Annotated in this window: 18 protein-coding genes; 10 read left to right on the top strand and 8 right to left on the bottom strand. The window is 60.1% G+C overall.

The annotated features are described in order from the left end of the window. The first annotated feature begins 450 nt into the window (after window positions 1-450). A complete protein-coding gene (locus ACP15P_RS19080; protein WP_424930075.1) occupies window positions 451-1,857 on the top strand; it encodes an ATP-binding protein in 1,407 nt (468 codons plus the stop codon). Here the strand turns inward: ACP15P_RS19080 and ACP15P_RS19075 are convergent. From ACP15P_RS19075 to ACP15P_RS19065, 3 genes are all read right to left on the bottom strand, one after another. Beyond that, entirely contained in the window at window positions 1,798-2,916 is a 1,119-nt protein-coding gene (locus tag ACP15P_RS19075; RefSeq protein ID WP_424930074.1) for an NAD(P)/FAD-dependent oxidoreductase, read from the bottom strand. The genes ACP15P_RS19080 and ACP15P_RS19075 overlap by 60 nt on opposite strands. Before the next feature lie 79 nt (window positions 2,917-2,995). Further along, window positions 2,996-3,865: a hypothetical protein gene (locus tag ACP15P_RS19070; protein WP_424930073.1), complete on the bottom strand. Its 870-nt coding sequence runs from the start codon at window positions 3,863-3,865 to the stop codon at window positions 2,996-2,998. Window positions 3,866-4,149: 284 nt separating this feature from the next. After that, window positions 4,150-5,448: an NAD(P)H-dependent oxidoreductase gene (locus tag ACP15P_RS19065; protein WP_424930072.1), complete on the bottom strand. Its 1,299-nt coding sequence runs from the start codon at window positions 5,446-5,448 to the stop codon at window positions 4,150-4,152. 96 nt (window positions 5,449-5,544) lie between these two features. On the opposite strand from ACP15P_RS19065, the gene rfbC reads away from it, so the two are divergent. The 3 genes from rfbC to ACP15P_RS19050 all read left to right on the top strand — a co-directional run bounded on the left by rfbC (window position 5,545) and on the right by ACP15P_RS19050 (window position 10,006). Next, on the top strand, window positions 5,545-6,093 hold the full coding sequence (gene rfbC / locus ACP15P_RS19060; RefSeq protein WP_424930071.1) for a dTDP-4-dehydrorhamnose 3,5-epimerase: 549 nt from the start codon (window positions 5,545-5,547) through the stop codon (window positions 6,091-6,093). Window positions 6,094-6,381: 288 nt separating this feature from the next. Next, window positions 6,382-9,303, top strand: a complete 2,922-nt coding sequence (locus ACP15P_RS19055) for a CRTAC1 family protein (protein WP_424930070.1) — start codon at window positions 6,382-6,384, stop codon at window positions 9,301-9,303. A 220-nt stretch (window positions 9,304-9,523) separates the two neighbouring features. Continuing rightward, window positions 9,524-10,006, top strand: coding sequence for a hypothetical protein (locus ACP15P_RS19050; protein ID WP_424930069.1), 483 nt, complete (start codon window positions 9,524-9,526; stop codon window positions 10,004-10,006). Between the two features lie 65 nt (window positions 10,007-10,071). Here ACP15P_RS19050 and ACP15P_RS19045 read toward each other — a convergent pair whose 3' ends face one another. From ACP15P_RS19045 to ACP15P_RS19035, 3 genes are all read right to left on the bottom strand, one after another. Continuing rightward, window positions 10,072-11,109: an NAD-dependent epimerase/dehydratase family protein gene (locus tag ACP15P_RS19045; RefSeq protein WP_424930068.1), complete on the bottom strand. Its 1,038-nt coding sequence runs from the start codon at window positions 11,107-11,109 to the stop codon at window positions 10,072-10,074. Between the two features lie 128 nt (window positions 11,110-11,237). Continuing rightward, on the bottom strand, window positions 11,238-12,011 hold the full coding sequence (gene rfbF / locus ACP15P_RS19040) for a glucose-1-phosphate cytidylyltransferase (protein WP_424930067.1): 774 nt from the start codon (window positions 12,009-12,011) through the stop codon (window positions 11,238-11,240). 92 nt (window positions 12,012-12,103) lie between these two features. Continuing rightward, a complete protein-coding gene (locus tag ACP15P_RS19035; protein WP_424930066.1) occupies window positions 12,104-13,249 on the bottom strand; it encodes a glycosyltransferase family protein in 1,146 nt (381 codons plus the stop codon). A gap of 403 nt (window positions 13,250-13,652) precedes the next feature. On the opposite strand from ACP15P_RS19035, the gene ACP15P_RS19030 reads away from it, so the two are divergent. Together ACP15P_RS19030 and ACP15P_RS19025 are read left to right on the top strand one after the other, a co-directional pair. Then, the gene (locus ACP15P_RS19030) at window positions 13,653-15,143 is read left to right on the top strand and encodes an O-antigen ligase family protein (RefSeq protein WP_424930065.1); all 1,491 of its coding nucleotides are present in this window, start codon (window positions 13,653-13,655) and stop codon (window positions 15,141-15,143) included. A 132-nt stretch (window positions 15,144-15,275) separates the two neighbouring features. Then, a complete protein-coding gene (locus ACP15P_RS19025) occupies window positions 15,276-17,087 on the top strand; it encodes an ABC transporter ATP-binding protein (RefSeq protein ID WP_424930064.1) in 1,812 nt (603 codons plus the stop codon). Window positions 17,088-17,128: 41 nt separating this feature from the next. Here the strand turns inward: ACP15P_RS19025 and ACP15P_RS19020 are convergent, their stop codons facing one another. Then, window positions 17,129-17,623, bottom strand: a complete 495-nt coding sequence (locus tag ACP15P_RS19020; RefSeq protein ID WP_424930063.1) for a BLUF domain-containing protein — start codon at window positions 17,621-17,623, stop codon at window positions 17,129-17,131. Between the two features lie 217 nt (window positions 17,624-17,840). After that, window positions 17,841-19,232: a calcium-binding protein gene (locus ACP15P_RS19015; RefSeq protein ID WP_424930062.1), complete on the bottom strand. Its 1,392-nt coding sequence runs from the start codon at window positions 19,230-19,232 to the stop codon at window positions 17,841-17,843. A gap of 444 nt (window positions 19,233-19,676) precedes the next feature. Here ACP15P_RS19015 and ACP15P_RS19010 point away from each other — a divergent pair, with 444 nt between their 5' ends. From ACP15P_RS19010 to ACP15P_RS18995, 4 genes are all read left to right on the top strand, one after another. Continuing rightward, on the top strand, window positions 19,677-20,264 hold the full coding sequence (locus ACP15P_RS19010; RefSeq protein ID WP_424930061.1) for a polysaccharide biosynthesis/export family protein: 588 nt from the start codon (window positions 19,677-19,679) through the stop codon (window positions 20,262-20,264). Window positions 20,265-20,275: 11 nt separating this feature from the next. Then, complete coding sequence (locus ACP15P_RS19005; RefSeq protein WP_424930060.1) at window positions 20,276-21,721, top strand: hypothetical protein; 1,446 nt, start codon at window positions 20,276-20,278, stop codon at window positions 21,719-21,721. A gap of 351 nt (window positions 21,722-22,072) precedes the next feature. Next, window positions 22,073-22,861 (top strand): WecB/TagA/CpsF family glycosyltransferase, encoded by a 789-nt coding sequence (locus tag ACP15P_RS19000; RefSeq protein WP_424930059.1) that lies wholly within the window; start codon window positions 22,073-22,075, stop codon window positions 22,859-22,861. Then, window positions 22,858-23,775, top strand: a complete 918-nt coding sequence (locus ACP15P_RS18995) for a sulfotransferase domain-containing protein (protein ID WP_424930058.1) — start codon at window positions 22,858-22,860, stop codon at window positions 23,773-23,775. Before ACP15P_RS19000 ends, ACP15P_RS18995 begins: the two co-directional genes overlap by 4 nt. Window position 23,776: the final 1 nt, after the last annotated feature.

Raw genomic sequence — 23,776 nt, 5'->3', positions numbered from 1 at the left:
GAAGACGTTCGGATAAAACCGATGCTTAAAGTACATGATAAGTGCAATGCTTGTTTATGTGGCAGACGGGCTGACCGTTCTAGGGTCAGCCGCGTCGATTGCCAGTTTGGTGATCGCTCTCCGGACCTCGGCCAAGGATAGAGAGCCACCAAAGTAACTGGAAACCATCTGTGTGGTTGGTTTCTCGACTTCAACATATGCAGGCTGGGGGACTTTTGTCACCCGGCCTGCATGCTTTTTTGGACAAAATTCGTTAATAACTCGACGAAACGCGCCTCAAACCGAGATTCAGTCTGAGCAACAACACATAATACGCATCTCAAGTATCGTTCACACTGTTCCCGGTTGGCCACGGAGGTGGAACGGGATTTCCGTACGGTCAGGTTATGTCTGTATATGCCTGCATGAGTGTGGTTGTTTACGGGGATACCAAAGCGGGCGTGGTTCTGAATGATCCCCGGGCTCTTTTCAAATCCGTCCGGCTGCTGGTCGGAAATTCAGAAGATTCAGGAAGCCGATCTCAGCCGGCCGGCGGAGATACTGGCGCGCACGGTTCTTGTCCTGCTGATGTCCGTGGCGCTCTGGTTTGTCACACACGATCCGGTCCCGCTGATCTGGGGCGTAAGTTACGTAAGCCTCGATACGGTTTACCGCTGGATCCTGAAAACCCGGAAAGCCCCGGCGGGTTACGGGAGCTATGCCCTGGTTCTGGCGGGCAATATGCTGCCACTGGCCGTGTATGTCGCGCTGCCGCTTTACTATTTTTCCCTGGGGCAGCCGGTTTTTCAGTTCGCGGCCGCAGCCGGTATTTCGGGACTGGCGCTTTACAACATCACACGCCATGGCGGGTTGCGGCTTATCCTGTTTCTGCAGGCGGGCGTGGTGGTGCTGATCCTGATTGCAATGGGGCTGATCCTGGCGCTTGAGACACCCTTCTCATGGAGCCGGGCCGTCGTCGCGATGCTCAGCAGTCTGGCGACGGCAGGGTATTATTTCATGTGTGTTTTTAATGAGTTCAACACCCGCAGGGCGCTGCGGGAAAGTGAGGAGCGCTATTTTCAGGCCCAGAAGATGGAGGCGATTGGGCGGCTTACCGGCGGGGTGGCCCATGACTTCAACAACCTGCTTACGGTGATGATCGGCAATCTGGAGCTTTACGGGGAGCTTGAGGACCCTGCTGAGCGGAAACGTGCCCTGGATGAAACCCGCGCGGCGGCGGCCTCCGCGGCCAGGGTAACCTCGGAACTGCTGGCGTTTTCGCGCAGGTCGAACCTGCAGAAGGAAGCCGTGCGGCCCGACGCCTTTATCGACAGTTTCGCGGGGTTCGTGGAGCGCCTGGTGCCCGACAGCATCGCGTTTACCTGGAGCGTTTCACCGGAACTGCCTGGCCTGCTGATTGACCGGGCAAAGCTGGAAAGCGCCCTGCTGAACCTCGTTATCAACGCCATCAATGCCATGCCCGAGGGGGGGCGGCTCGACATTTCCGTCACGGAGACGGTTTTCGCCAAACCCTGGAAAAGGACCGATGAGGTCCGCCTTCGCGCGGGACGGTACTGCCGCATCACCGTCAGTGATACGGGCCATGGCATTCCGGCAGACCTCCTGCCCCGGATCACGGAGCCCTTTGTCACCACGAAGAAGGTTGGCGAGGGCTCCGGCCTGGGGCTGTCCATGGCCTGGGGATTTATCACGCAGTCCCAGGGCGCCCTGAGCATTTATTCAAGGGTCGACGGACCCGACCAGGGAACCCGTCTCGAGATCCTGCTGCCCTTTCCGTCCACCCCGGGGGGAACAGCTTCACGCGGCCTGGCGCAGGCCGAGGCGCGACCCCAGCGCATCGGCGATGGCGAGGGATGAGGTCAGCCCAGGACTTTCGATGCCAAACAGGTTCACCAGGCCCGGTAATCCGTGGGTTTCCGGCCCCTCGATGGTGAAATCCGTGAACGCGCCGCCCTCGGGGAACAGTTTTGGCCGCATCCCGGTATAGGTGGGCGTAAGGGAGCCGTCCTTCAGTTCCGGCCAGTAGCGGCGCACCGCGTCATAAAAACTGTCGGCCCGGGCGGGGGTGAGGCTGTAATCGATGACCTCCACCCATTCGGTGTCCGGCCCAAACCGGGCCTGCCCCTGCAGGTCGAGGGTCAGATGCACGCCAAGCCCGTCCCGTTCCGGCACAGGATAGATCAGATGCGAAAACGGCACCCGGCCGCCTACAGAAAAATAGTTGCCCTTGCAGTAGTGAACGGTGCGGCGGTGTTCCGGGGCCAGCCCCTCGATTGCGTCGGAGACCTCACCGGCATAGAGCCCGGCCGCATTGATCAGGATGCCGGTGGCAAGCCGCATCTCCTCCCCGTCGCTTTTAGTGACAACCTCGAATCCGTCGGCCAGGGGCACCGCGCGCCGGAAGCCCGTGTGGAAGGCGATCATGCCACCATGATCCTCGATCTCCCCCTGCAGGCTGAGCATCAGTCCGTGGCTGTCGACAATGCCCGTGGAGGGCGAGAGATACCCCGCCACCCCGCGCAGGGCGGGCTCCATTTCCCCCAGCCGGGCCTGGTCGAGAAACTCCAGATCCACCACGCCATTGGCGGCGGCCTTTTCGCGCACGCCCTCGAGCTGTTCGATCTGGCTTTCATCGGTTGCGACAATGATCTTGCCAAGGCGGCTGTGGGGGACATGGCGGCTGCGGCAGTACTCATAGAGCATTTCCTTGCCGCGCACGCAGAGTGCCGCCTTGGCGGAGCCTTTTGGATAGTAGATCCCGGCATGGATCACCTCGGAATTGCGTGAGCTTGTGTGGCTGCCAATCAGCCCCTCGCGCTCAAGCACCACGACCTCATGGCCCGCCAGGGCAAGCTGCCGCGCCGCCGCCAGCCCGACCACGCCCGCACCGACCACAACCGCATCAACCCTGTCCATTGCACGCTCCCGTATCTGTCCGCGTTCTGTATCCCCTGGGCTGTGACGGAAGGAAATGGGAAAAGCCTTAAAATGCGGCTCAGTGCGCCGCGACAAGCCTGCGTTTGACGGCACCGGCAAAGGCGCGCAGCCTGCTGCGCTGGTAGCGCGAGGCCAGGGTCCGGGGATCGAGCTCGTCCAGCGAATAGCCGAACCGTTCCGCAAGCGCGAGGATTTCGGGGTATTTGCCGATTGCCTTCCAGTCGATCCTCTCGGACGATTTCGCGCTGTAGCGGTCGACCTTTTTATCCTGCATCTTCCTCAGGTCGCTCCGTACCGACAGACCGGTAAAATGCAGCAGTCGCGCCATTTCGCCGGGATCCGTGGTCAGACCCCGCAGACGAAAGCGGGCGAAACGATCGGGTGCGACGGTCTCCTCAAGCTCCAGCCCGTACCGGTGAACCTCATACCAGAAGAACAGGCACTTCTCGAAAGGAGGCATGTCCGGCCAGGCGGCGGCGTATTTTGTCAGGGTGAAACCGGGATCCGACGGGGTCAGGGCCACGCTCTCCTCAATATCGCTTCGGCGGCCTGGCACGTACCAGCCATGGGTGGTGAGCGAAGCCGCCACCCGCACGGGCTCGCGCACCAGATGAACGATGCGCAGGGCCTCCCCAAAGCGCTCCTTCAGCAACGGGTAAAGCGCAAAGGCGGGAAAACCGGTTTCCACATACGGCCGGCCCCCGGCCAGGGTGCGGGAAACCGACGTGAAATGATCCTCGATGCGGGGATCGACCGGAAGGGCGCGCAGGGCCTCCGGATCGCGCAGGGTTTTGCGCGGTGCGTAAAGGTATCCCACCGGCTCATGCTCAATGCGGGCCCCGTCCGGGCAGTTCGCAACCAGGGCCTGGGCGAGCCACTGGGTCCCGGACCGGGCCGTGGTTACAAAAAAAGTGGCTGTAGGTTCCATGTGACACTCCCCCTCAAACCGGTTACCGGAACCATGACCGACGACCGGATGCGAAACGGGGAGGCCCGCGACCGGACTAAATTCCACGGGAAATATCCGTGGAACCGGCATGGCGTACTGACTGCTGGCTTACAATCCCAACACTATCACATTGTTCCGCAGGTTCCATGACGGTTGAGCGGAAATTCGTATGATTTCCTTCAACGGCCTGAAAACCCCGGATAAAAAAGGGCGGAGCTCAATGCCCCGCCCCGCTGATTTGCCGGTGTCACATGGCCGTGCCGTCAGGAAAACATTTTTGCCTGTTCAATGCGCAGACGGTCGATCAGGCGGCCTTCGGGAAGTTCCACGTCATCATAGGTCAGCGCCTGGTCCTTGGGCACCGCGCGTTTGAGTTTCGCGCCAACCGCCACACCGATGGGCAGGAGATTTTCCGATGCCGTGATGGCCGCGGTTTCCGCCTCGCCGTAAACCGTGTACCCGCCCAGCTCGTCAATCTCCTCGCCCGCGCTGAGATCCTTCTTGGCCATCGAGATGACCTCGACCAGGGGGCCGGCAATGGGTGCGATGGCCGCGTCCCCAAACAGGGCCGCGCGGGCGATGGTGGCGGGCACCTCGAAATGGCAGAGGTGATAGGGGGTGTAGAAACAGTAGAGCGGCCCCTCGCCCAGCTTGTAGAGGTTGAGATAATGCTTCTGGCGCGGATGCTCGATGGTGCCCAGAACAAAGACACCTGGCCCAGGAGCCGCGCCAACCACGTAATCGACGATACCGGGGCCGGCCATCAGCTCCTCGGGGTCATAAAGTTTGGCGGCTTCGGTAATGGGCGTGCCGCCATCAACCGTGAAGCCATGCATACCGCGTTTGGCCACGGTCATGCCGGTGGCGTTGGCGACGATGGCCTGCTCGAAACTGATCTTGGTGCCATCGGCAAAGGAAGTCACCATGGAGGGTTTCTGGCCCCACTGTTTGGCGAAACCGGCCTGGGTCGTGGGGGTGCGGTAGGGATCCTGCAGACCCTTGATGTTGCCGCAAAGGACGGGACGCACGCCGATACCCTTCACGAACCGGTAGAGGTTCTGCTCCACGCCGGGCTGGTCGCCGTCCACATTGGTGTAGACCACGCCCGCCGCATCGGCTTTTGCCTTCAGGAGCGGCCCGACCGTGCCGTCAAGCTCGGCATTCATCAGAACGATGTGCTTGCCATGGTCAATGGCGGCCAGAACCAGCGGCAGCGCGTCATCCACCGCACCGGTCACTTCCAGGAACACGTCCACATGGGGGGAGGTCGCCACCAGCATGGGATCCGTGGTCACGGCCGCATGGCCCGCCTCAATGGCCTTTGACAGGGCCGCCTCACTGTCACAGATCACGGCGTCATCCTGTCCCGCGTCGGCATAGGCCTTTACGGCCTTTTCCGGGGTGCGGTTGGCAATGGCGGTGACCTGCATCTGTCCGGCAAAGGCGGTGTTGATCTGAAGCAGCACGCCGGCCGCCATGAAACCGGCTCCGATCATGCCGACCCGGATGGGGGGCTTGCCCTCTTCCGCATGTTTTGCGAGTGCGGAGTCGACTATGATCATGATATTTTATCCTTTCATCTGACAGAACCTGCAGGCCATATCACGCCCAAACGGGGCCCGGGGCTCGAATCGCTTACCTGATACAGGAGTAAGAGTATGAAATTCAGTAAAACAAGCCTTGCGGATGCGGTGCTTATCGATCTCTCGAAGTTTGAGGATTCCCGTGGCTTTTTTGCCCGCACCTTCTGCGCGGAAACCTTTGGCCGCGAAGGGCTGGTCACGGAATACCCCCAGGCAAACCACTCCTTCAACGTCTCAAAAGGCACGCTGCGCGGCATGCATTACCAGAAGGCCCCCCATGGCGAGGTCAAGCTTGTCCGGGTGGTTCAGGGCGCGATCGTGGACGTGATCATCGACCTGCGGCCAAACTCCCCCACATATCTCAAATGGGAGGGGTTTGAGCTGACCGCGGAAAACGCGCGCACGCTCTACGTGCCGGTGGGATTCGCCCACGGATTCCAGACGCTGGAGGACAACACCCACGTCACCTACCAGGTCTCCCACCCCTACACGCCCGGCGTCGAGGGCGGTCTGCGCTGGAACGATCCCGCCTTCAACATTGAATGGCCCCTGCCCGTCTCGACCATCTCCGACAAGGACGCCTCCTGGCCGGATGCGGATATCGACAGGGGTATTGAAATCTAACACGTCCTGCGACGTATCGATAACAGAACTGTCGTTTTTCAGGCTGTCAGGGCGCAACAGATCAGGTTGCGCCCTTTTTATTTTATTTGATATTTATTAAAATCGCCAAAGTTGTTTAATCAATTCGTAAAATAAACTGGCATTACATTTTAGTAACCATTTTCGAAAATTTGTCGGAAATATGATGGATAAGGCCCTGCCGCTGCTGTAATATTTGCCCCAGGGGTGCCTCCGGGATGTTTTTACCCGGATGGCAGGTATTACAGAGTTACTACAGGGGTTGGGGATTTGAGTATCAGCTTTTCCGACGTCAGCCACAGGCTGGCGTTTTCCGCGGATGCGGGTCTCGATCATGACGATCATGATCACGATGAGGACATCTATCACGGCACGACCTGGGGCATCGCCCTGGCGGATGTGGATCTTGACGGGTTTCTGGACCTTTTCGTCAACCACCACCTGGTGAACCCGTCCGAAATCGGCTACGGGATCGGCACCCAGAACGCCCGCTATGTCACGCTCGACCTGACAGGCGATGAGCATGGCGCGGTTTTCTTCGACATCGACCAGGACGGCGATCTGGATCTGCTTGAATCCGTTGGCGGCCGCCAGGGCGGTCCGGTGGATGCCTCGAACAGCGAATTCTGGAACAAGGTGCATCTCAACACAAACGGGACAATTTCCGCCACCAACCTGGCGGAGCAGCTTGGTCTCGACTACGGCCCGGCCCGGGGAAGGATCATGGTTCCCGTGGAGATGGACGGCGAGGTATCCGTCTTCCTGGGCAGCATCGCGCGGGATGATGGCAGTTATCCCAGCGTTCTGATGGAGCCGAATGGCAGCGGCGGATATGGGATCTCGTCAGCCATTGACACCCGAAGCGGCGACAACTTTGCCATTGGCGCCCGTCTGAACGGTGACGCCCGGACCGACATGGTCATCGTCAACGGCACCTCGGTCCGTATTGAGGAAAGCACGGGCAGCGGTTTCCAGGCGGCACCGGTTTCCATGGGTGGCAGTTCCTGGGTAAGTGACCTGCTGGTTGCGGATTTTGACGGCGATCTGACGCCCGAGGTTTTCGTGGGCCAGCCCGGGCCGCTGGCCAACAAACTGCTTGTCCGGAACGCCGATGGCTCATGGGACAACAAGGCCTCCGCGGCGGGCCTCACCGCCATCACGACCAGTACAATCGGCGCGACGGTTGGGGATTTCGACAATGATGGCGACCAGGACATTGCCGCTCTGGAAAGAACCGACGGCCTTGAGATCGTCATGTGGGTCAATAACGGCTCCGGTCAGTTCACGGCCCAGAAAATCACGGATACCGGCATTCCAGGCGAGGGTCAGAGCATCGTCTCGGGCGATGTCAACAATGACGGGGTTCTGGATCTGGTGATCTCGACCGGTGAGGGCGCGCTGTCGGAGGAAAATGCCGGCCAGTACGTCCTGCTGGAAGGAAATGCCAACGCGAACAACTGGCTGAGCCTGGCACTCGCCGGCAGCGTGTCGGAACGGGACGGTCTTGGCGCGCGGGTGATTGTCCGCACGCCCGATGGCCGGGAGCAGATGCTTGAGCAGGACAGCGGCGCACACCGCTGGGCCCAGGATGACACGCGCCTGCATTTCGGTCTGGGCAGCCATGGCTCCGCTGACGTACGGATCATCTGGGCCGACGGCCATGAACAGTCCATCGGCGCCGTCGCCGCCAATCAGCGCCTGACGCTTGCCGAGGACAGGACGGGCTCCGGGAACCCTGTCGACCCGGTTGATCCTGTTGATCCGGTCGACCCCGTGGACCCGGTGAACCCGCAGTATCCCGGCCTTCTGACCATCGAGCGCGACGGCAGCCTTGTGACCGTCACCGCCACCAGCCGTGAGGGCGGGGCCACGTTTGAGGGCACCCTGACCGCGGACGGTCACACCATCTCCAACCTGCAGAGTTCCAAATTCGAGAGCAATGACCGGGTTGCGCTGACGGCGGGCGGCATCGACTTCACCATGAAGGTCTACAACGCCCCCGGAAACATGGACGTGTTCACCTTCGACGTGGATCCGTCCGCGACTCTGGATGTGAGCGGCGCGTTCGACGTGGATTTCGTGGGCGGACCCGCCGACCCGGTGGATCCCGTCGACCCTGTCGACCCTGTTGATCCGGTCGACCCCGTGGACCCGGTGGACCCGCAGTATCCCGGCCTTTTGACCATCGAGCGCGACGGCAGTCTCGTGACCGTCACCGCCACCAGCCGTGAGGGCGGGGCCACGTTCGAGGGCACCCTCACCGCGAACGGGCATGCCATCACCAACCTGCAGAGCTCGAAATTCGAGAGCAATGACAGCGTCACGCTGACGGCGGGCGGCATCGACTTCACCATGAAGGTCTACAACGCGCCCGGGAACATGGACGTGTTCACCTTTGAGGTGGACCCCTCCGCGACCCTGGATGTGAGCGGCGCGTTCGATGTGGAGTTCGTGAACGGCCCAACCGACCCTGTCGATCCGGTAGACCCGGTTGATCCTGTCGACCCGGTGGACCCCGTTGATCCGGTCGATCCGCAGTATCCCGGTCTTCTGACCATTGAACGGGAGGGCAGCCTCGTCACGGTCACGGCCACAAGCCGCGATCAGGGTGCCACCTTTGTGGGCACACTCTCCGCGGACGGGCATGCCATCAGCAACCTGCAGAGCTCGAAATTCGAGAGCAATGACAGCGTCACGCTGACGGAAAACGGCATCGATTTCACCATGAAGGTCTACAACGCGCCCGGGAACATGGACGTGTTCACCTTTGAGGTGGATCCGTCCGCAACCCTCGATGTCAGCGGCGCGTTCGACGTGGATTTCGTGGACGGACCCGCCGACCCGGTGGATCCGGTGGACCCTGTCGACCCGGTTGATCCCGTTGATCCGGTGGACCCTCAGTATCCGGGTCTTCTGACCGTGGAGCGCGACGGCAGCCTTGTGACCGTCACCGCCACCAGCCGCGACAGGGGCGCGACCTTTGAGGGGGATGTCCAGGCGGATGGTTTTGAGTTTACCGGTCTTGAGACCTCAAAATTCGAAAGCAACGACAGTGCGACACTGACGGCCGAGGGCATCGACTTCGCCATGAAGGTCTACAACGCACCGGGCAATCTGGATGTGTTTACCTTTGAGATCGATCCGGAGGCGGATCTTGTGTTCACCGGCGAATTCGACGTTCTGTTCGTCTAAAACCGGTCTCCGGGAGCCACCAACGGCTCCCGGAACAAAACGGATTCCGCGCATTCGTAATAAAGTTTGAATTATATTTTTGTTTTTTTACGTCTTCATGAATTGTTCATTTGTATGTACGGATTGTTAATCGAAGACGGTGGGTAAGAACTACATCCCTGTTGTTAACCTGTAGCGTGGCGGCAGAACCGTTACGGACTGAATTTCTGTTGGAACAATCATGAAGCACGACACCTCTCTCGTCGAACGGATGACCTGTGACCATTTCATCGAAACACAGCGCCAGCACCTGGCCAACCTCGCCCATGATGTTGATCCCGCACAGTTCAAAAACATCCTTGCGGCGGCAATGTACGTGATCTCACACGTGCCCGGATCCGCCTTTTACTGTCACGAGCGGGACGACTCCCCCCGCATCCGCCGTAACGGGGTCTCGGCCTGGCTGGAAAGCCGCGAAAACTCCGTTCTGTTCATCATCCACCGGGATGATCTCGAGTGGGAGGACGACTTTATGGAACACGAGGTTCCCGCCGACAGCATCGACGCCCGTGACCCCGGTCAGGTCATGATCTGCCGCAGCCCGGTTCAGGCCGCGGGAATTTTTGAAAGAATGTCCCGTGAGCCCATGCCCGACCCCGTCGCCCTTCGTGGAAAGGCGGCCGTGGAATTCAGGGTCGGACGGGTTGTCGGTTCCGCAGTCTGAGAACCGCACACAAAAAAAAGCGGGGACCGGTTTGCCGCCGGTCCCCGCTTTTTTGGCTCTCCGCCTTAAACCGCGGGCGTCTCGCGCCAGAACAGTTTGTTGTCGATCTGGCCGCTGTCCTGAAGATAGGCCAGCTCGCGCAGGCGGGTGTAGGGCGGCGTCTCGAACATCTCCTTCGTCAGGCCGATGCGGTCGAACACGGTCTTAAGCTGACGCGCGCCGCGCTCGGCCGTCCAGGAGGTTTTGAACTCCGGCATGTGCTCGCGGATCTTGGCGAAGGAAACACGGTAGGACCGGGTATCCCCGCCGCTCTCGCCAATGGTCAGCTCACAGCCCGGGAAGGTTTTGGCCACGATCTCGGCGATCTCGCGAATGCGGTAGTTTTCACTGTCCGCGCCCACGTTAAACGCCTCGCCCGCGACCGCGTCCCGTGGCGCCTTCAGCGCGCAGAGCATGGCCTCGCAGATGTCTTCGATATGGGTGATCGGCCGCCAAGGCGAGCCGTCGGAGGTCATGCGGATTTCCCCGATGGTATGGGCGAAACCGCAGAGGTTGTTGAGCACGAGGTCAAACCGCTGACGGGGGCTTGCGCCATAGGCGGTGGCGTTCCGCATGAAGACGGGCGTAAAATTGTCGTCCATCATGTCCCGCACGCTTTCCTCGACGAGGATCTTGCAGCGGGCATAGGCCGTCTGCGGCGCAAGCTCACTGGTCTCGGTGCGCATCTCGTCACCACCCGCGCCATAGGTCGAGCAGGAGGAGGCCTGGATAAACCGCTTCACACCGGCATCACGGGCCATGCGGGCAAGATTGGTCGAGCCCCGGTGGTTGACGTCCATGGTCAGGTCGGGATCGTTTTCCCCGATCGGATCGTTGGACAGCTCGGCCAGATGCACCACCGCGTCAAAGCCCTCAAGATCGGAGGGCTGAATTTGCCGCTGATCCTTCGAGACCACCTGCGGATGCGTTTTGTGGTCATCAAACAGCCAGCCGCGGCGGTAGTAGCCGGTATCGATGCCCAGAACCTCATGCCCGGCCTCAAGCAGTTTCGGCCCCATGATCGCGCCGATATATCCGTCAGCACCGGTGAGAAATACGCGCATTGTCAGTTTTCCTGTTACCTGTGAACTCTATACTTTTGTCGTGTCCGGCTGTCCCGTTAACGGAGCCCTACGCCCCTGGGGTGCCCGGTTTCCGTGATCCGCATAACACTTCGCCGAAAAAAGACCCGTTACCAGATCTTCCACGGCGCCTTGCCGCCATCCCACATTTTCTGCAGCACGTGCTTGTCACGCAGGGTGTCCATGTTCTGCCAGAAACCGGGATAGTGATAGACGGCCAGCTGATCGTCGGCCACGAGCCCCTTGAGCGGCTCCTCCTCCCAGACGGTGGTGTCGTCGATCACGTAGTCGATTACGCCCGGCTCACAGACGAAGTAACCGCCATTGATGAGGTGACCGTCGGACATGCTTTTCTCGCGGAAGCCCTGAATGCGGGTCTTGTCCGGGGAGAGGTCGAGCGCGCCGAAGCGTCCTGGCTGCTGCACCGCCGTCACGGTGGCCAGTTTGCCCTGTTCGCGGTGATATTCGATGGTTTTGGTGATATCGAGATCGGTGACGCCGTCGCCATAGGTCAGGCAAAAGGTCTCATCCCCGATATAGTCGCGCACACGGGCAAGCCGTCCGCCGGTCATGGTCTCAAGTCCGGTATCGGCGAGCGTCACCTTCCAGGGCTCGGAGGCCGAACGGCGCACCTCGATCGAGTTGTCGCTCAGATCGATGGTCATGTCATTGGAGTGATGGAAGAAATCCAGAAAGTATTTCTTGATCATGTGGCCCTTGTAGCCACAGCAGATGATGAAGTCGTTTATTCCGTGAGCCGAATAGATCTTCATGATGTGCCAGAGCATCGGCATGCCGCCGATCTCGACAAGCGGCTTGGGAAGGGTAACCGTTTCCTCGCTGATACGGGTGCCATATCCACCGGCAAAAATAACTGCTTTCACAAAAACACCTCTTCATACATGGCCGACATATCAGGCAGCGATCCGCCCCGGATCGCTCCATAAGATTAAATGCCCGTTACCCTATACGCGTTTCACGACGCATCAGCCACATCTATCTCACCTGCGAGCCGCGCCATTTCCGCGACCCGTGCCCGATGTGCCGCGGTTGTTTCCAGACCAAGGGTTTCAAGGATCCGTTCCCAGCGGAAAGCCCAGTCATGGCGGCGCAAACTGTTGAGAACGTTGTTGCGGCGGGCGGCCTCCGCGCGTTCCGTGTCGGCATCAAGAGCCTCCAGAACCGCGGCGAGATCCCCGCCCTCCGGGTCGATCTCGACCACCGCGTCGGGCCAGTCGAACAGGGCGTCGAACTCCTCGCAGCCCGCCCGCGATCCAATCATGATCGCCCCGCCGGCCGCGCCCTCGAAATACCGGGTGGAAATGGCCCGCTCATTTCCAATCACGTCGTTTTTGATCGGGCTGACGGTCACGGGATCCCAGGCCACATAATATTTGCAGCGCCGCGTCATGTCGGCATTGGCCGCCCGGATCTCGCCCCAGTCACGGGCCGTGATGTTGCCCCAGATGTCGTGGATATAGAAAATATCCCGGTCCCGAACCAGTTTCAGCGCCGCCTCATGCACCTCCGGGCGCCGCCGTCCCATGCTCAGAATATCGACCACACGGGGCGCATTGGCGGGATGGGGACAGGAAGCCAGGGCATCCGCCCCCGTGGCCAGAAAGGAGACCGGGGCGGTGACGTATTTCTTCAGCTCGGGGATCGAGGAGGCGTTGAGAACGAACACATGATCGAACTCATTGAGAATGGCGAGATCGGCCTTGCGGCGCGCAAACTGGGAAGACCAGGTTTCCAGCACGAAGGCCACCGCCAGTTTTGAGCGCGCCCGCCAGTTTTTCACCTGCTCCATGTCCCCGAGATTTTTCGAGAACTGGCACATGAAAAAGCAGACGTCGTAATCCTGATCGATGGTGACGGGCTGCATGACCCCGGGAAATTTGCCCCGGACCGCCCGGCGGGCCTGATCGGCAAGCTCGCCCCCCGCATTGCGCAGAAACTCCATGGCGGAATAATTCAGGCCAAGATCCCTCCGCAGAGGTGGTGGAGCCACAATGGTCGCGTCCTCGATCCCGGCAATGACATTCAGGAACTCATAAGGCACACCGTTCCACGGTCGCGTGACCGCATTGTGGTTCGAGACAAGCAAAACCTTTCTGTCCATACGGCACTCCTGAAGGACGGGATTTCCTGCACCCGCTCATAAACGCTTTGAACGGCGCATTACAGGGAGCAATGCGCGGCCAGGCCCTGTCGTGGCGATGTGTTGCATGTGCGTTGAATTTGAGGTCGCAGCAGGCAACGGTGCAGCCCTGAAGCCACGATTTTGCGCATGACGGCCCCTCCTCACCGCCCCGTGGGCAGGCACGCCCTCACAAAGGCATGACCATTTCGCGCCAGGATTGCCGTGGGTCTTTAAGAAAGGGTAAAGGGTACGCGGGGCATCACGACCCCGGAAACCGCGTGAAATATTGATGCAACTTTCATAAGAACCCTGTATCGGGGGAAATCACCGCACTCCGCGCATGTGTGCTTCGGTTCCAGGGTAAAGGTTGAATGCGGCAGGAATGACTGAACGATCGGCAACATTTTCAACCCGGGTGCCGGATGGGCGAAGGCAGCCCCTGGAGCGCCGGTCGAGGCATGCCCCCGCCACACCTGATGAGACCGAAGAGGATAAAATCGGCGCCAAAAAATGGCTTTTTGTCCTGTTTATCGTCTGTCTGCTGATCCCTGGGTCCTTTTTCCTCGGCGGCGCGCGTCTGACCCCGTACCGCGCGCTTCTGCTCGCTGCCTTCGTTCCACTGTGCTGGCAGTTCATCCGGGGCACGGCCGGGCGCATGACCACCGTCGACACGCTGATCCTGCTTTACGTGCTCTCACTGGCCATGTCGGTTCTCTATCATGAGGGCTTCGGGCGGATTGATGCCGTCATCATCGCGGCTGTGGAGGCCATCTGCGGCTATCTGTTCGGCAGGGTGCTGGTGCGCGGACAGCTGGATTACCGGACATTCTTTCAGTGCTTTTTCTACGGTCTTTTGTTTATGGCACCGTTTGCGCTGGTCGAGATGGTCACAAAACTCAACCTGGTCAGCAAAATCACCGGCATGGCCCTGATGCCCTTCGGTCAGTCGGAACACCCGCCCCGCCTTGGCTTTCACCGCGCCCAGGTCTCGTTTGAGCACCCGATCCTGTACGGTCTTTTCTGCTCCCTTGGCTTTGCCAACGCCTTCTACATCTTCCGGGACCAGATCCCGAAACGGATCTTCTGGATGGGGACCTGTTTCTTCACCACCTTTTCCTCCCTGTCCTCGGCCCCTATTCTGGCCATGCTGATCCAGTCCATCATGATGGGCTGGGACCGCATCGTGCCAAAACTGAAAAGCAAATGGATGGTGCTGGCGGGCTGCGGCCTCAGCGTGTTCATGGTCCTTGAACTGATCACGCCAAACGGGGCGGTGGACTTCCTCGTCTCCAACCTGACGCTCGTGCCCGCCACGGCCGATTACCGCCTGATGACGTTTGAATACGCCCTCAACTCCCTGTGGGACAATCCGGTTTTCGGAGCCGGCAAGGGCGGGGATATTGATCTGCCCTGGTGGCATACCGGCAGCATCGACAATTTCTGGCTCTCCACCGCGGTCGCGTATGGCATCCCAACGCTGCTCTTCCTGATCGCCGCCATTTTGACCCATCTTGGCATGGTCATGTGGGCCAAAGGCCTTGATGACACGGTTGCGGATTACCGTTCCGGACATTTCATCGCCGTCGCCGGACTGATTTTCACCCTGACAACGGTGCATCTGTGGGGCGCGGCCAATGTCATGGTCATGGCCTATCTTGGGGCCGGGGCCTGGATCTACGTGCCGCGCAGGGAAAACGTGCCCCTGCGTCGGCAGCAGCCGGAGCCTGAGAAGGCGCCCGAAGTCCGGGAGCCCTCATCTCCCGTCCGCGGAGGACCGCCACCCGCGTCATCCCCCCTTCCCGGACCTGCGGCAAAAACGGTACGACCCCGGATCCGTGGCGCCACCGGGCGCTATGGCGGGGGCCGACATTGACAGCTTCCGCAGCCGCGGAGTATCCCGGACCGGGCATGTTTTCGCAGGTGCGAAGGGTTTGCTTGTGAGATGGGACGCCTCCCAGGTCCCGGATGTGTAAAACGTTGAAACAACGGCAGTAAGCGAAATAAAATGCTCCAGATCTATAAAATGCTGATCGCTCTCTTTACCTCGTCCGAGCGGCGTATTTTCTTTCTGCTGATGGGGCTTATCGTGTTCTCGGCCCTGATGGAGACCGTCGGGGTGGCCTCGATCCTGCCATTTCTCGCGATCCTGTCGGATCCGTCGGCGATCGATACGAACCCGTATCTCTCAATGGCCTACACGACCCTGGGCTTCGAAAACCACCAGAGCTTTCTGCTGACCATCGGTATCTGTGTGTTCACGGTGGTCGTGCTCAATCTTGGGGTCAAGATTTTGACGCTCTACGCCATGGCCCGTTTCAGTTTCATGCGCTGTGCGGCCCTTAGCACCCGGCTTCTGAGCGGGTATCTCCACCAGCCCTACACCTGGTTTCTTAACCGAAACAGCGCCGACCTTGGCAAATCCCTGCTGTCGGAGATTGACCGCATGGCCCAGACCGTCATGCTTCCGGCCATGCGGCTGCTGGCCAATCTGGTCGTGGTTGTTTTCCTGATCGGACTGGTCGTGGTGGTCAATCCGACGGTCGCCATGGCCGCGGCGGGACTGATCATGGGCAGTTATGTGCTGATTTTTGTCGGTCTGCGCAAATACATCTCCCGGCGCGGCAAGGAACGCCTGATCGCCAATGGCGAGCGCTTTCAGATCGCCCAGGAAGCCCTTGGCGGGGCCAAGGAGGTCAAGCTGATGGGGCTTGAGGAGCCCTATATCATGCGGTTCCGCAAGCCCGCCTACCGTATGGCCGGCGCCATCGCGAGCGACGTGGTTCTGGGCGAAAGCCCCCGCTACATCCTTGAAGGCATCGCCTTTGGCGGCATGCTGCTTCTGATCATCTTCATGCTGATTTCCGGCGATGGCGGGCTGCAGCAGCTTCTGCCGCTTCTGGGTGTCTACGCCTTTGCGGGTCTGCGCCTGTTCCCCGCCCTGCAGCAGGTCTTCCGTCAGGCCTCGGGCCTGCGCTTCAACCGCCCCACGCTCGAGAGCCTCTACAAAGACTATATCGAGGGCCGCCAGAATCTCGATGAGCGTCATGCGGGCCCGCCTCCCCCGGCCCTGCCCCTGCGCCAGGAACTCGAGCTTCGGGACGTGCATTACGCCTACCCGCAGGCGGATCGCGCGGCGCTGAACGGCATGTCCATGCTGATAAAGGCCAATACCACCGTGGGTATTGTCGGCGGCACGGGTGCGGGCAAGACCACCGCCGTAGACCTGATACTCGGCCTTCTGTCGCCCCAGTCCGGCGAGTTCAGCGTCGACGGTGTGCCGGTTACCAAAGAGAACCGCAGGTCCTGGCAGAGATCGATCGGCTACGTGCCACAGCAGATTTTCCTCACCGATGAAAGCGTGCGCGGCAATATCGCCTTTGGCGTGCCCGCCGACCAGATCGACGAGGAGGCCATGCTGAAAGCCGCCAAAATCGCGGAACTGCATGATTTTGTCATGGAAAGCATGCCCCAGGGCTATGACACCATGGTCGGGGAGCGCGGCGTGCGCCTGTCCGGCGGCCAGAGACAGCGCATTGGCATCGCACGCGCACTTTATCACGATCCCGACGTTCTGATCCTTGACGAGGCCACCTCAGCCCTCGACAACCTGACGGAGCGGGCGGTAATGGACGCGGTTCACAACCTCGGGCAGGCAAAAACCATCATCATGATTGCCCACCGCCTGACCACGGTGCGGGACTGTAACGTGATCCTCATGCTTCAGAACGGCCAGGTCATCGGTTCGGGCACCTATGATGAGCTGATTGAGCGCAACGAGGAATTCCGGGCGTTGGCCAGCGGCGACAAACACGGCTGACCGGGCCGAAAAACAGGCGGTACCATCCCCGCCCAACCACATTACATCTGGCGGGCAATCCGCCCGTCATGCTCCTGACGACCGGCATCGGGTGAGACCATCGCCGGCCGGTGCACATTCACGCAGGAACGCTCGGGCCAGCAGATGTGCACCATGAATTCCAGCAGGTCATCCGCGGGGAACTCCTCGACGGAAAACCCGTGCCGGTAGTCAAATTCCCGCAAAACATCCGGATTGAGCCCGGTGCCGGTGCGAAATCCCATGCTCTGTCCCGCGAACAGCCGGCAGAGCGCGCGCTCGCGCGAGCGCAGCACCAGATCCACATGCCGCGGATCCCGCGCAATCCGTGCGAAAGCCGCCTCGACCACGGCCTGCGGCCCCTCGAGCACCTGCACGAACCAGCCATCGTGAAAAACAAGTCCCCCGGAAATGTCCTCTGACGCGTTGCGCTCCCGCGCCGCCTTTAAAATCCCCATGACATCCGCAAGCTCAACACCGGCCGCGACACGGCTGACATAGATTATCCGCTCCAACATGACAGTTTACCCCACCAAAACCCCGGTCATTCCATCAGAAAGAATTCCTTCCCCTGCATTGAGACTAGGTGACCGGGAATAAATAACCGTAAATATTCCTGCCCCGAATTCGCCCTCACGCCCCTGGCCCAAAGACCAAAAGAAAACGGCGCCTCCCGGGAAGGAGACGCCGCCTGGGCGTATTTTCATTTGGAGCGAAATGCTGCCTGACGAAAAATCAGGTGAAGAAGAAGTCGTCGTCGGTCAGGGCCGATTTCTTTATGTCCTCGAGAACGATGACAACATCCCCGAACATGACCTTCGCGTCACCGTCATTGCTTCTGATTTTGAGGTCGGAGAACTCATTGGCACCGCTGCTGATTTCGATGAGGTCATCACCATCCTCAAAATCAACGATAAGATCGGTACCCTCGTCCTTTTTGCCAAACTCGAAGACGTCATCGCCCGAGCCACCTTCCAGCGTGTCGTCACCGGCACCGCCGGACAGGGTATCCTTGCTGTTTCCGCCATAAAGACGGTCCCTGCCCTTGCCGCCGTCAAGCTCGTCCTTGCCGCCTTCACCGTAGAGGTCGTCGCGGTTGTCTCCACCCTTCAGGGTGTCCTTCCCGTCGCCGCCATACATCTCGTCATTGCCGTCGCCGCCGCGCAGCAGATCCTCGCCCGCATAGGCGAAAAACCGGTTGTTCTCATCACCACCGCGAATGTCGTCATCGCCGGCGTTGGAGCCGCTGATGTTTTCGACGCTGACCAGCGTGTCGGTGTAGGTGGCCCCCGTCATCTCAATGGTGGCGGTTTCCTTTCTGAGGTCGATGTCCACGCTTTCAACGCCGGCATGATTGTAGCGAACCTGGTCAATCCCGCCTCCACCATCGACAATGTCATTGCCCTCACCGGTCACAAAACGGTCCTTGCCAACGGCTCCCTGGAACTGGTCATCCGCATCGGTGCCCCGAAGCTCGTTGACCACGTAAAACCTGTCCGTATCACCAAACGCGTCCGTGGCCTTGCCGGTCATGAACCCGTCCTTGTAGCGCGTGACCTCGACGGAAACCCCGGTGTCCCCGTTTTCGACAAACTCGACCTGAACATTCCGGCCCTTGCCATAGAATTTGTCATTGCCGGCGCCGCCGGTGAACCGCACGAAACTTTCCGCATCCAGAGCGGCCTTTAGTCTGTCGTCATGGGCGCTGCCAATAATGGTCAGACCTCCGGCGCCACTCACGGCCGTAAGCCCGGTGACCCTGTCCTCGCCATCATCGCCCTTGTCGATGGTGCCGGATTCGGCCTTCAGGTTGGCGTCAATTCCCTCCGAATTTTCAGAATAGTCGATCCGGTAGGCTGAGCCACCATCAGACAGGTCAATCTCATCATCCCCTTTGCTGCCGACAATCACGTCCCCGCGACCAAAGCTGAGACCCGGAATGATCAGGTCATCGCCATTGCCCCCGTCGAGCGTGTCATTCCCGTTGCCGCCATCCAGACGATCAGCACCGCCATTCCCGAGAAGCACATCACTTCCATCGCGGCCCCTGAGACTGTCGCGTTTGTTGGTGCCCTCAAGAGTATCATTCTTTGAGGTCCCCGCCTCTACTACCCCGTTAAAACTCACGTTTTCCCTCCAAAACATTCCATGGGGCCTCCGGCCCGTGATCTATGGATAACTGCCCCCATGCCCATATTTCGGGCATATCCGTCAAATACTGCATCACCCCGCGGAAAAACTGAACCGTGCAGTTAACAAACGGTTAACCAGCCGTGCCGGTTGTGCAACTATTCGCCACTTCGCGGGAGACACCGGCATATTCACTGCAAAAGCCGGGAATTGGAAATGGCGGCAATGACCGCTCGGGCCGGAATTCCGGAAAGGACCGGACAAAAGATCGTGATACCCGTCCCGAAGCGGGGCGGGCGGGACAATTTTGTCGCCGTCTGTTGCAGAATAACCATGATCGCACGGGCAAACACCCTGCGGGAACCGCGTTCCAGGTCTTTTAACTTTCCTCATACCCTTCTTGGGTGTTTAAAGGCCCAAACGACCATATGAGGCGGTTCGATGCGACATATTCTGTACACACTTCTTTTTACGGTGCTGCTGGCACCCCTGGCTCTGGCCCAGAGTGCCGGATACCGGATCCAGTCCGGCGACATTCTGGCCATTACCGTTCTTGAGGACGACACCCTGAACCGGCAGACACTGGTTCTGCCCGATGGCCGCGTTTCCGTGCCGCTGGCCGGTTCCGTCCAGGCTGCGGGCAACACCGTTGAGTCCGTGGAGCGCAGCATTGCCGACAAACTGGCATCCAACTTCGCCGTGCGTCCCAGCGTTTTTGTCTCCGTTGTTTCCGTGGACGAGGAGGACGAGACGTTCCCGGTCTACATCCTGGGTGAGGTCAACGCGCCTGGCGTTCAGGAAATCGAGGGTGGAACCACCCTGCTTCAGGCCATTTCACTCGCCGGCGGCCCCGCCCGCTTCGCGGCGACAAAGCGCATCCAGCTGCGCCGGACCGACAGCGCGACGGGTCAGGAAAAACTGTACCTCTTCAACTACCATGCGGTTGAGCGCGGCGGTTCGATCCAGTCGATGATCACCCTGCGCGAAGGCGACGTGATCATCGTTCCCGAACGCCGCCTGTTTGAGTGAGGAACCCTTTCATGGGACGTGCCTCCACCCTGGCGATTCTGACCCTGACGGGCAGCACCGCGGCCTGGGCCGCGGCTGCCCAGACGGCAGCGCCCGTAACCCAGATCACACCCGTTGAGGCCGCCAACGCCCAGGAGCTTGCCCAAGCCAGGGCGGCCCAGGCCGAACGGCAGGCCGCCGCCGCGCAGGCCCGGGCGGCCCGGCAGGCCGCGCTTGCCCAGCAGCCCGGCTCCTCGATACTGACGGCCACGGTGTCCCAGAGCATCGAGGCCGACAGCAACTACAATCTTGACGAGGACAGCCCAGGCACCACCTACCTCGGGGACACCCGCTTCGGCCTGATCCTTGAGCAGAACACCCAAAGCCACGACCTCATTCTGGGCTTTGACACCGCGCTGCGCGCGCTTGACGAGGCTGACGAGGAATTTGAGTTCACGCTGGGCTCACCGACCGGCGCACTGCTGGACTACGATTTCACGGGGCCAAGAGCAAATTTTGACACGCTGCTCTCCTACCGTCAGCGCCGCACGGATTTCATCGATTTCGATTCTTTCGACCAGATTGGGTCAGAGGATGATCCGGCGGTCATCCGTAACGAGGATGATACGCGCGAGCACCGCCTGGACGGAGAACTCGGCGTGGAGTTGGCTACGGATTCGCCGAGCACGTACGGGCTGCGCTGGGTTGGCACCGATATCAGCTATTCTGATGACGATGACGACGACAACCTTACACCCCGCCGCACAAACCAGTTCACCGGCACCTGGACACTGCAGGTAACGCCCGTGTTCTCCAGTATTCTTGCCGCGGAACACTACCGTTACGAGGCTGACAACGATGGGGAAACGGAAATCACCATTTCCGAAATTGACGCCGGCATCGTCTATGAGCCCGATGAAAACCTGCGTCTGCGTGGCGGGGTCGGCTATGCGGACAGGCAGCGTGACGAAGTCAACGACGACAACGACCAGGACGATCAGGGTCCGACCGTGCGCGGCGATATCCGCTATCTGACCGATGATCTCACCCTCATAGGCGATGCCCGTTACACCACGGCAGCCCCGGATCCCCGGCTGAGCTTCAACCTCAACGCCAATTACGATCTGGCGCGGGGGGTTCTGAGGGGCCGTGTGTTCAACCGCTATACCGGGGCGACCACCGACGGTAACGAGATCCGTGTCTCCGGCATCAGCATCGGTCTTGAGCAGGACTTCAACACGGTCTCCGGCTATGGCATCGATTTTGCCGTGACCAACCGTGACGACGTGGATGACGAGGATGACCCGGACACCCTGACCACCTCCGTGACCGCCAGGTACATCCATAACCTCACGGAAACGGTTACCGCCGAACTCGGCTACCGCTACCGGGCCGAAACCGAGGATGATCCCGACTTTGACGCGGACAGTCACCGGGTATTCTTCACAATCGGAAAGACCTTCCAGACGGGTCTGTAACACCGGATCAGCCACCCGCCCCGGACACTGCTTCCGGGAGCGGGTGGATTTCCTCCCGGCGTTTGGCCAGGGGCAAATTTACCGGAAGAACACCTTTTACTCCGATTACCCCTGTATGTAATGTACATGACATATCGCACCGGAATCCCGGTATAATGGGACGCGACGGGATTACGGGTTGTACCCTGGAAACGGGGATTGATTTGAGGGTGGTGGAGACGCGGACATGCAGACCCAGGCTGGTGTATTCTTATCGGAACGCGCGGGATGCGTCCGCCAGCCGGCACGGCTCCGGTTCAGCCGTTTTTCCGCCAACCAAAGCCCCGGCCGGATCAACCGGGAACGGGGTTCATGCTGATGCGCAGTACTGAACTGCCCTGGCTTCACCTGGGAGAACACCTGAGAATCAACCTGCCCACCAGGGCCTCGGTTCTCGACCTGATTTCCGAACGCCTCCCGGCAAACCAGGGGTTTTCCATCGCCACTCTGAACCTCGACCATGCCGTCCTTCTGGAGGAGCCCGGGGATTTCCGAACGGCCTATGCCCGGCACAGCCACATCACCGCCGATGGTCATCCCATTGCCTGGATGGCCCGCAGACTGAACCCCGATGTCGAACGGGTAACCGGATCGGACCTGATCATACCCTGCGTCGAAATTGCGGCAAAACAGGGCACGCCGATCGGATTTATCGGCGCAACCATGGAGGTTCTCGATGCGGCGGATGCGGAACTGCATGCGAAATTTCCCGAACTGAAAACCGCCATCAAAATAGCCCCGTCCTATCCGTTCGACCCGAAAGGGCAGGAGGCGGATGAGGTCATCCAAAAGGTCATCGAAAGCGGAGCGGGTCTGTGTCTGCTGGCCCTGGGCGCCCCGCGTCAGGAAATTCTCGCCAGCCGTCTCTCCTCCGCCGCACCGCATATGGGCGTCATAAGCGTCGGAGCGGGAATTGACTTTATTGCCGGCACGGCCAAACGCGCACCAGGGATTTTCCAGCGCACCGGTATGGAATGGTTCTGGCGGTTTTGCCAGGAACCCCGGCGCCTTGGTCCCCGCTACTGGCGCTGCGGCAAACTCCTGCCCCATCTGATTGTCCGTGCCCGCAACCACACACGGCAGGAATGTCCTGATCCATGACCACACCACCCGTACGAAAACCGGTTAAAACACCCGCCGGTTTCAATCCTCCTGCGGAGCCGCCGAAAGAGGTGGGGCCGCTGCAGCGTGCGCAGACCTTTTGGAAGAAGAACCGGGGACTGACGGGAAATCCAAAGTTCTGGAACATCGCCCGGCGCATGCTGGCCATGCGGGCACGAACCACGTTTGGCAAAAGCAAAGTTCTGCAGAAACCGGACCTGATTTTCGTGGCCACCCATCACAAGGCGATGACCACCTATTTCCATGCGGTCCAGAAATCCCTGGCCTTTGCCCTCAACATTCCCTTTGAGCGGTTGCAGGGAGGCGTTTTGCCTTCGAACAGGGCCCGAATGTTTCTGTCCATGCAGGGCAAACAGGATCTGTCGAAACTGCCGAAATACCGGGGCGTCCATGTCATGCGGGATCCGCGCGACATGATCGTGTCAGGATACCACTATCACAAATGGACCCATGAGGAATGGGTGCACCGTCTCGATGACAATGGCCGGAGCTACCAGGACAAGCTCAACAGCCTCAGCAAAACCGAAGGGCTGTTTCTCGAGATAGACCATTTCATCTTTTACTACCGCGAGACCCTGGAAAACTGGAACATGGAGGACCCCGACATGCTCGAGGTCTCCTACGAATCCCTGATGCAGCCAGGCAAGGACGGGATCTACGGCGACATTTTCCGGCATCTCGGGTTTGTGGACGAGGAACTTGAGCTGGCCGTGGATCTGATGCGCCTTTTCGAAGCCTCAAGCCGCAGCGGAAAATCCAGCGGCGCCATCTCGCAGAAATCCCATGTGCGCAGTGGCAAATCCGGCCAGTGGGAGGCGGAGCTTGAACCGGAACATCTGGCCTATATTGAACAGGAACTCGGCCCGGTCCTGCGCAGGTTCGGATACACCTGAC

Origin of the sequence: Amaricoccus tamworthensis (assembly GCF_049800875.1) — a bacterium.
GTDB lineage: Bacteria > Pseudomonadota > Alphaproteobacteria > Rhodobacterales > Rhodobacteraceae > Amaricoccus > Amaricoccus tamworthensis.
This window is presented reverse-complemented; position numbering and strand designations above follow the sequence as displayed.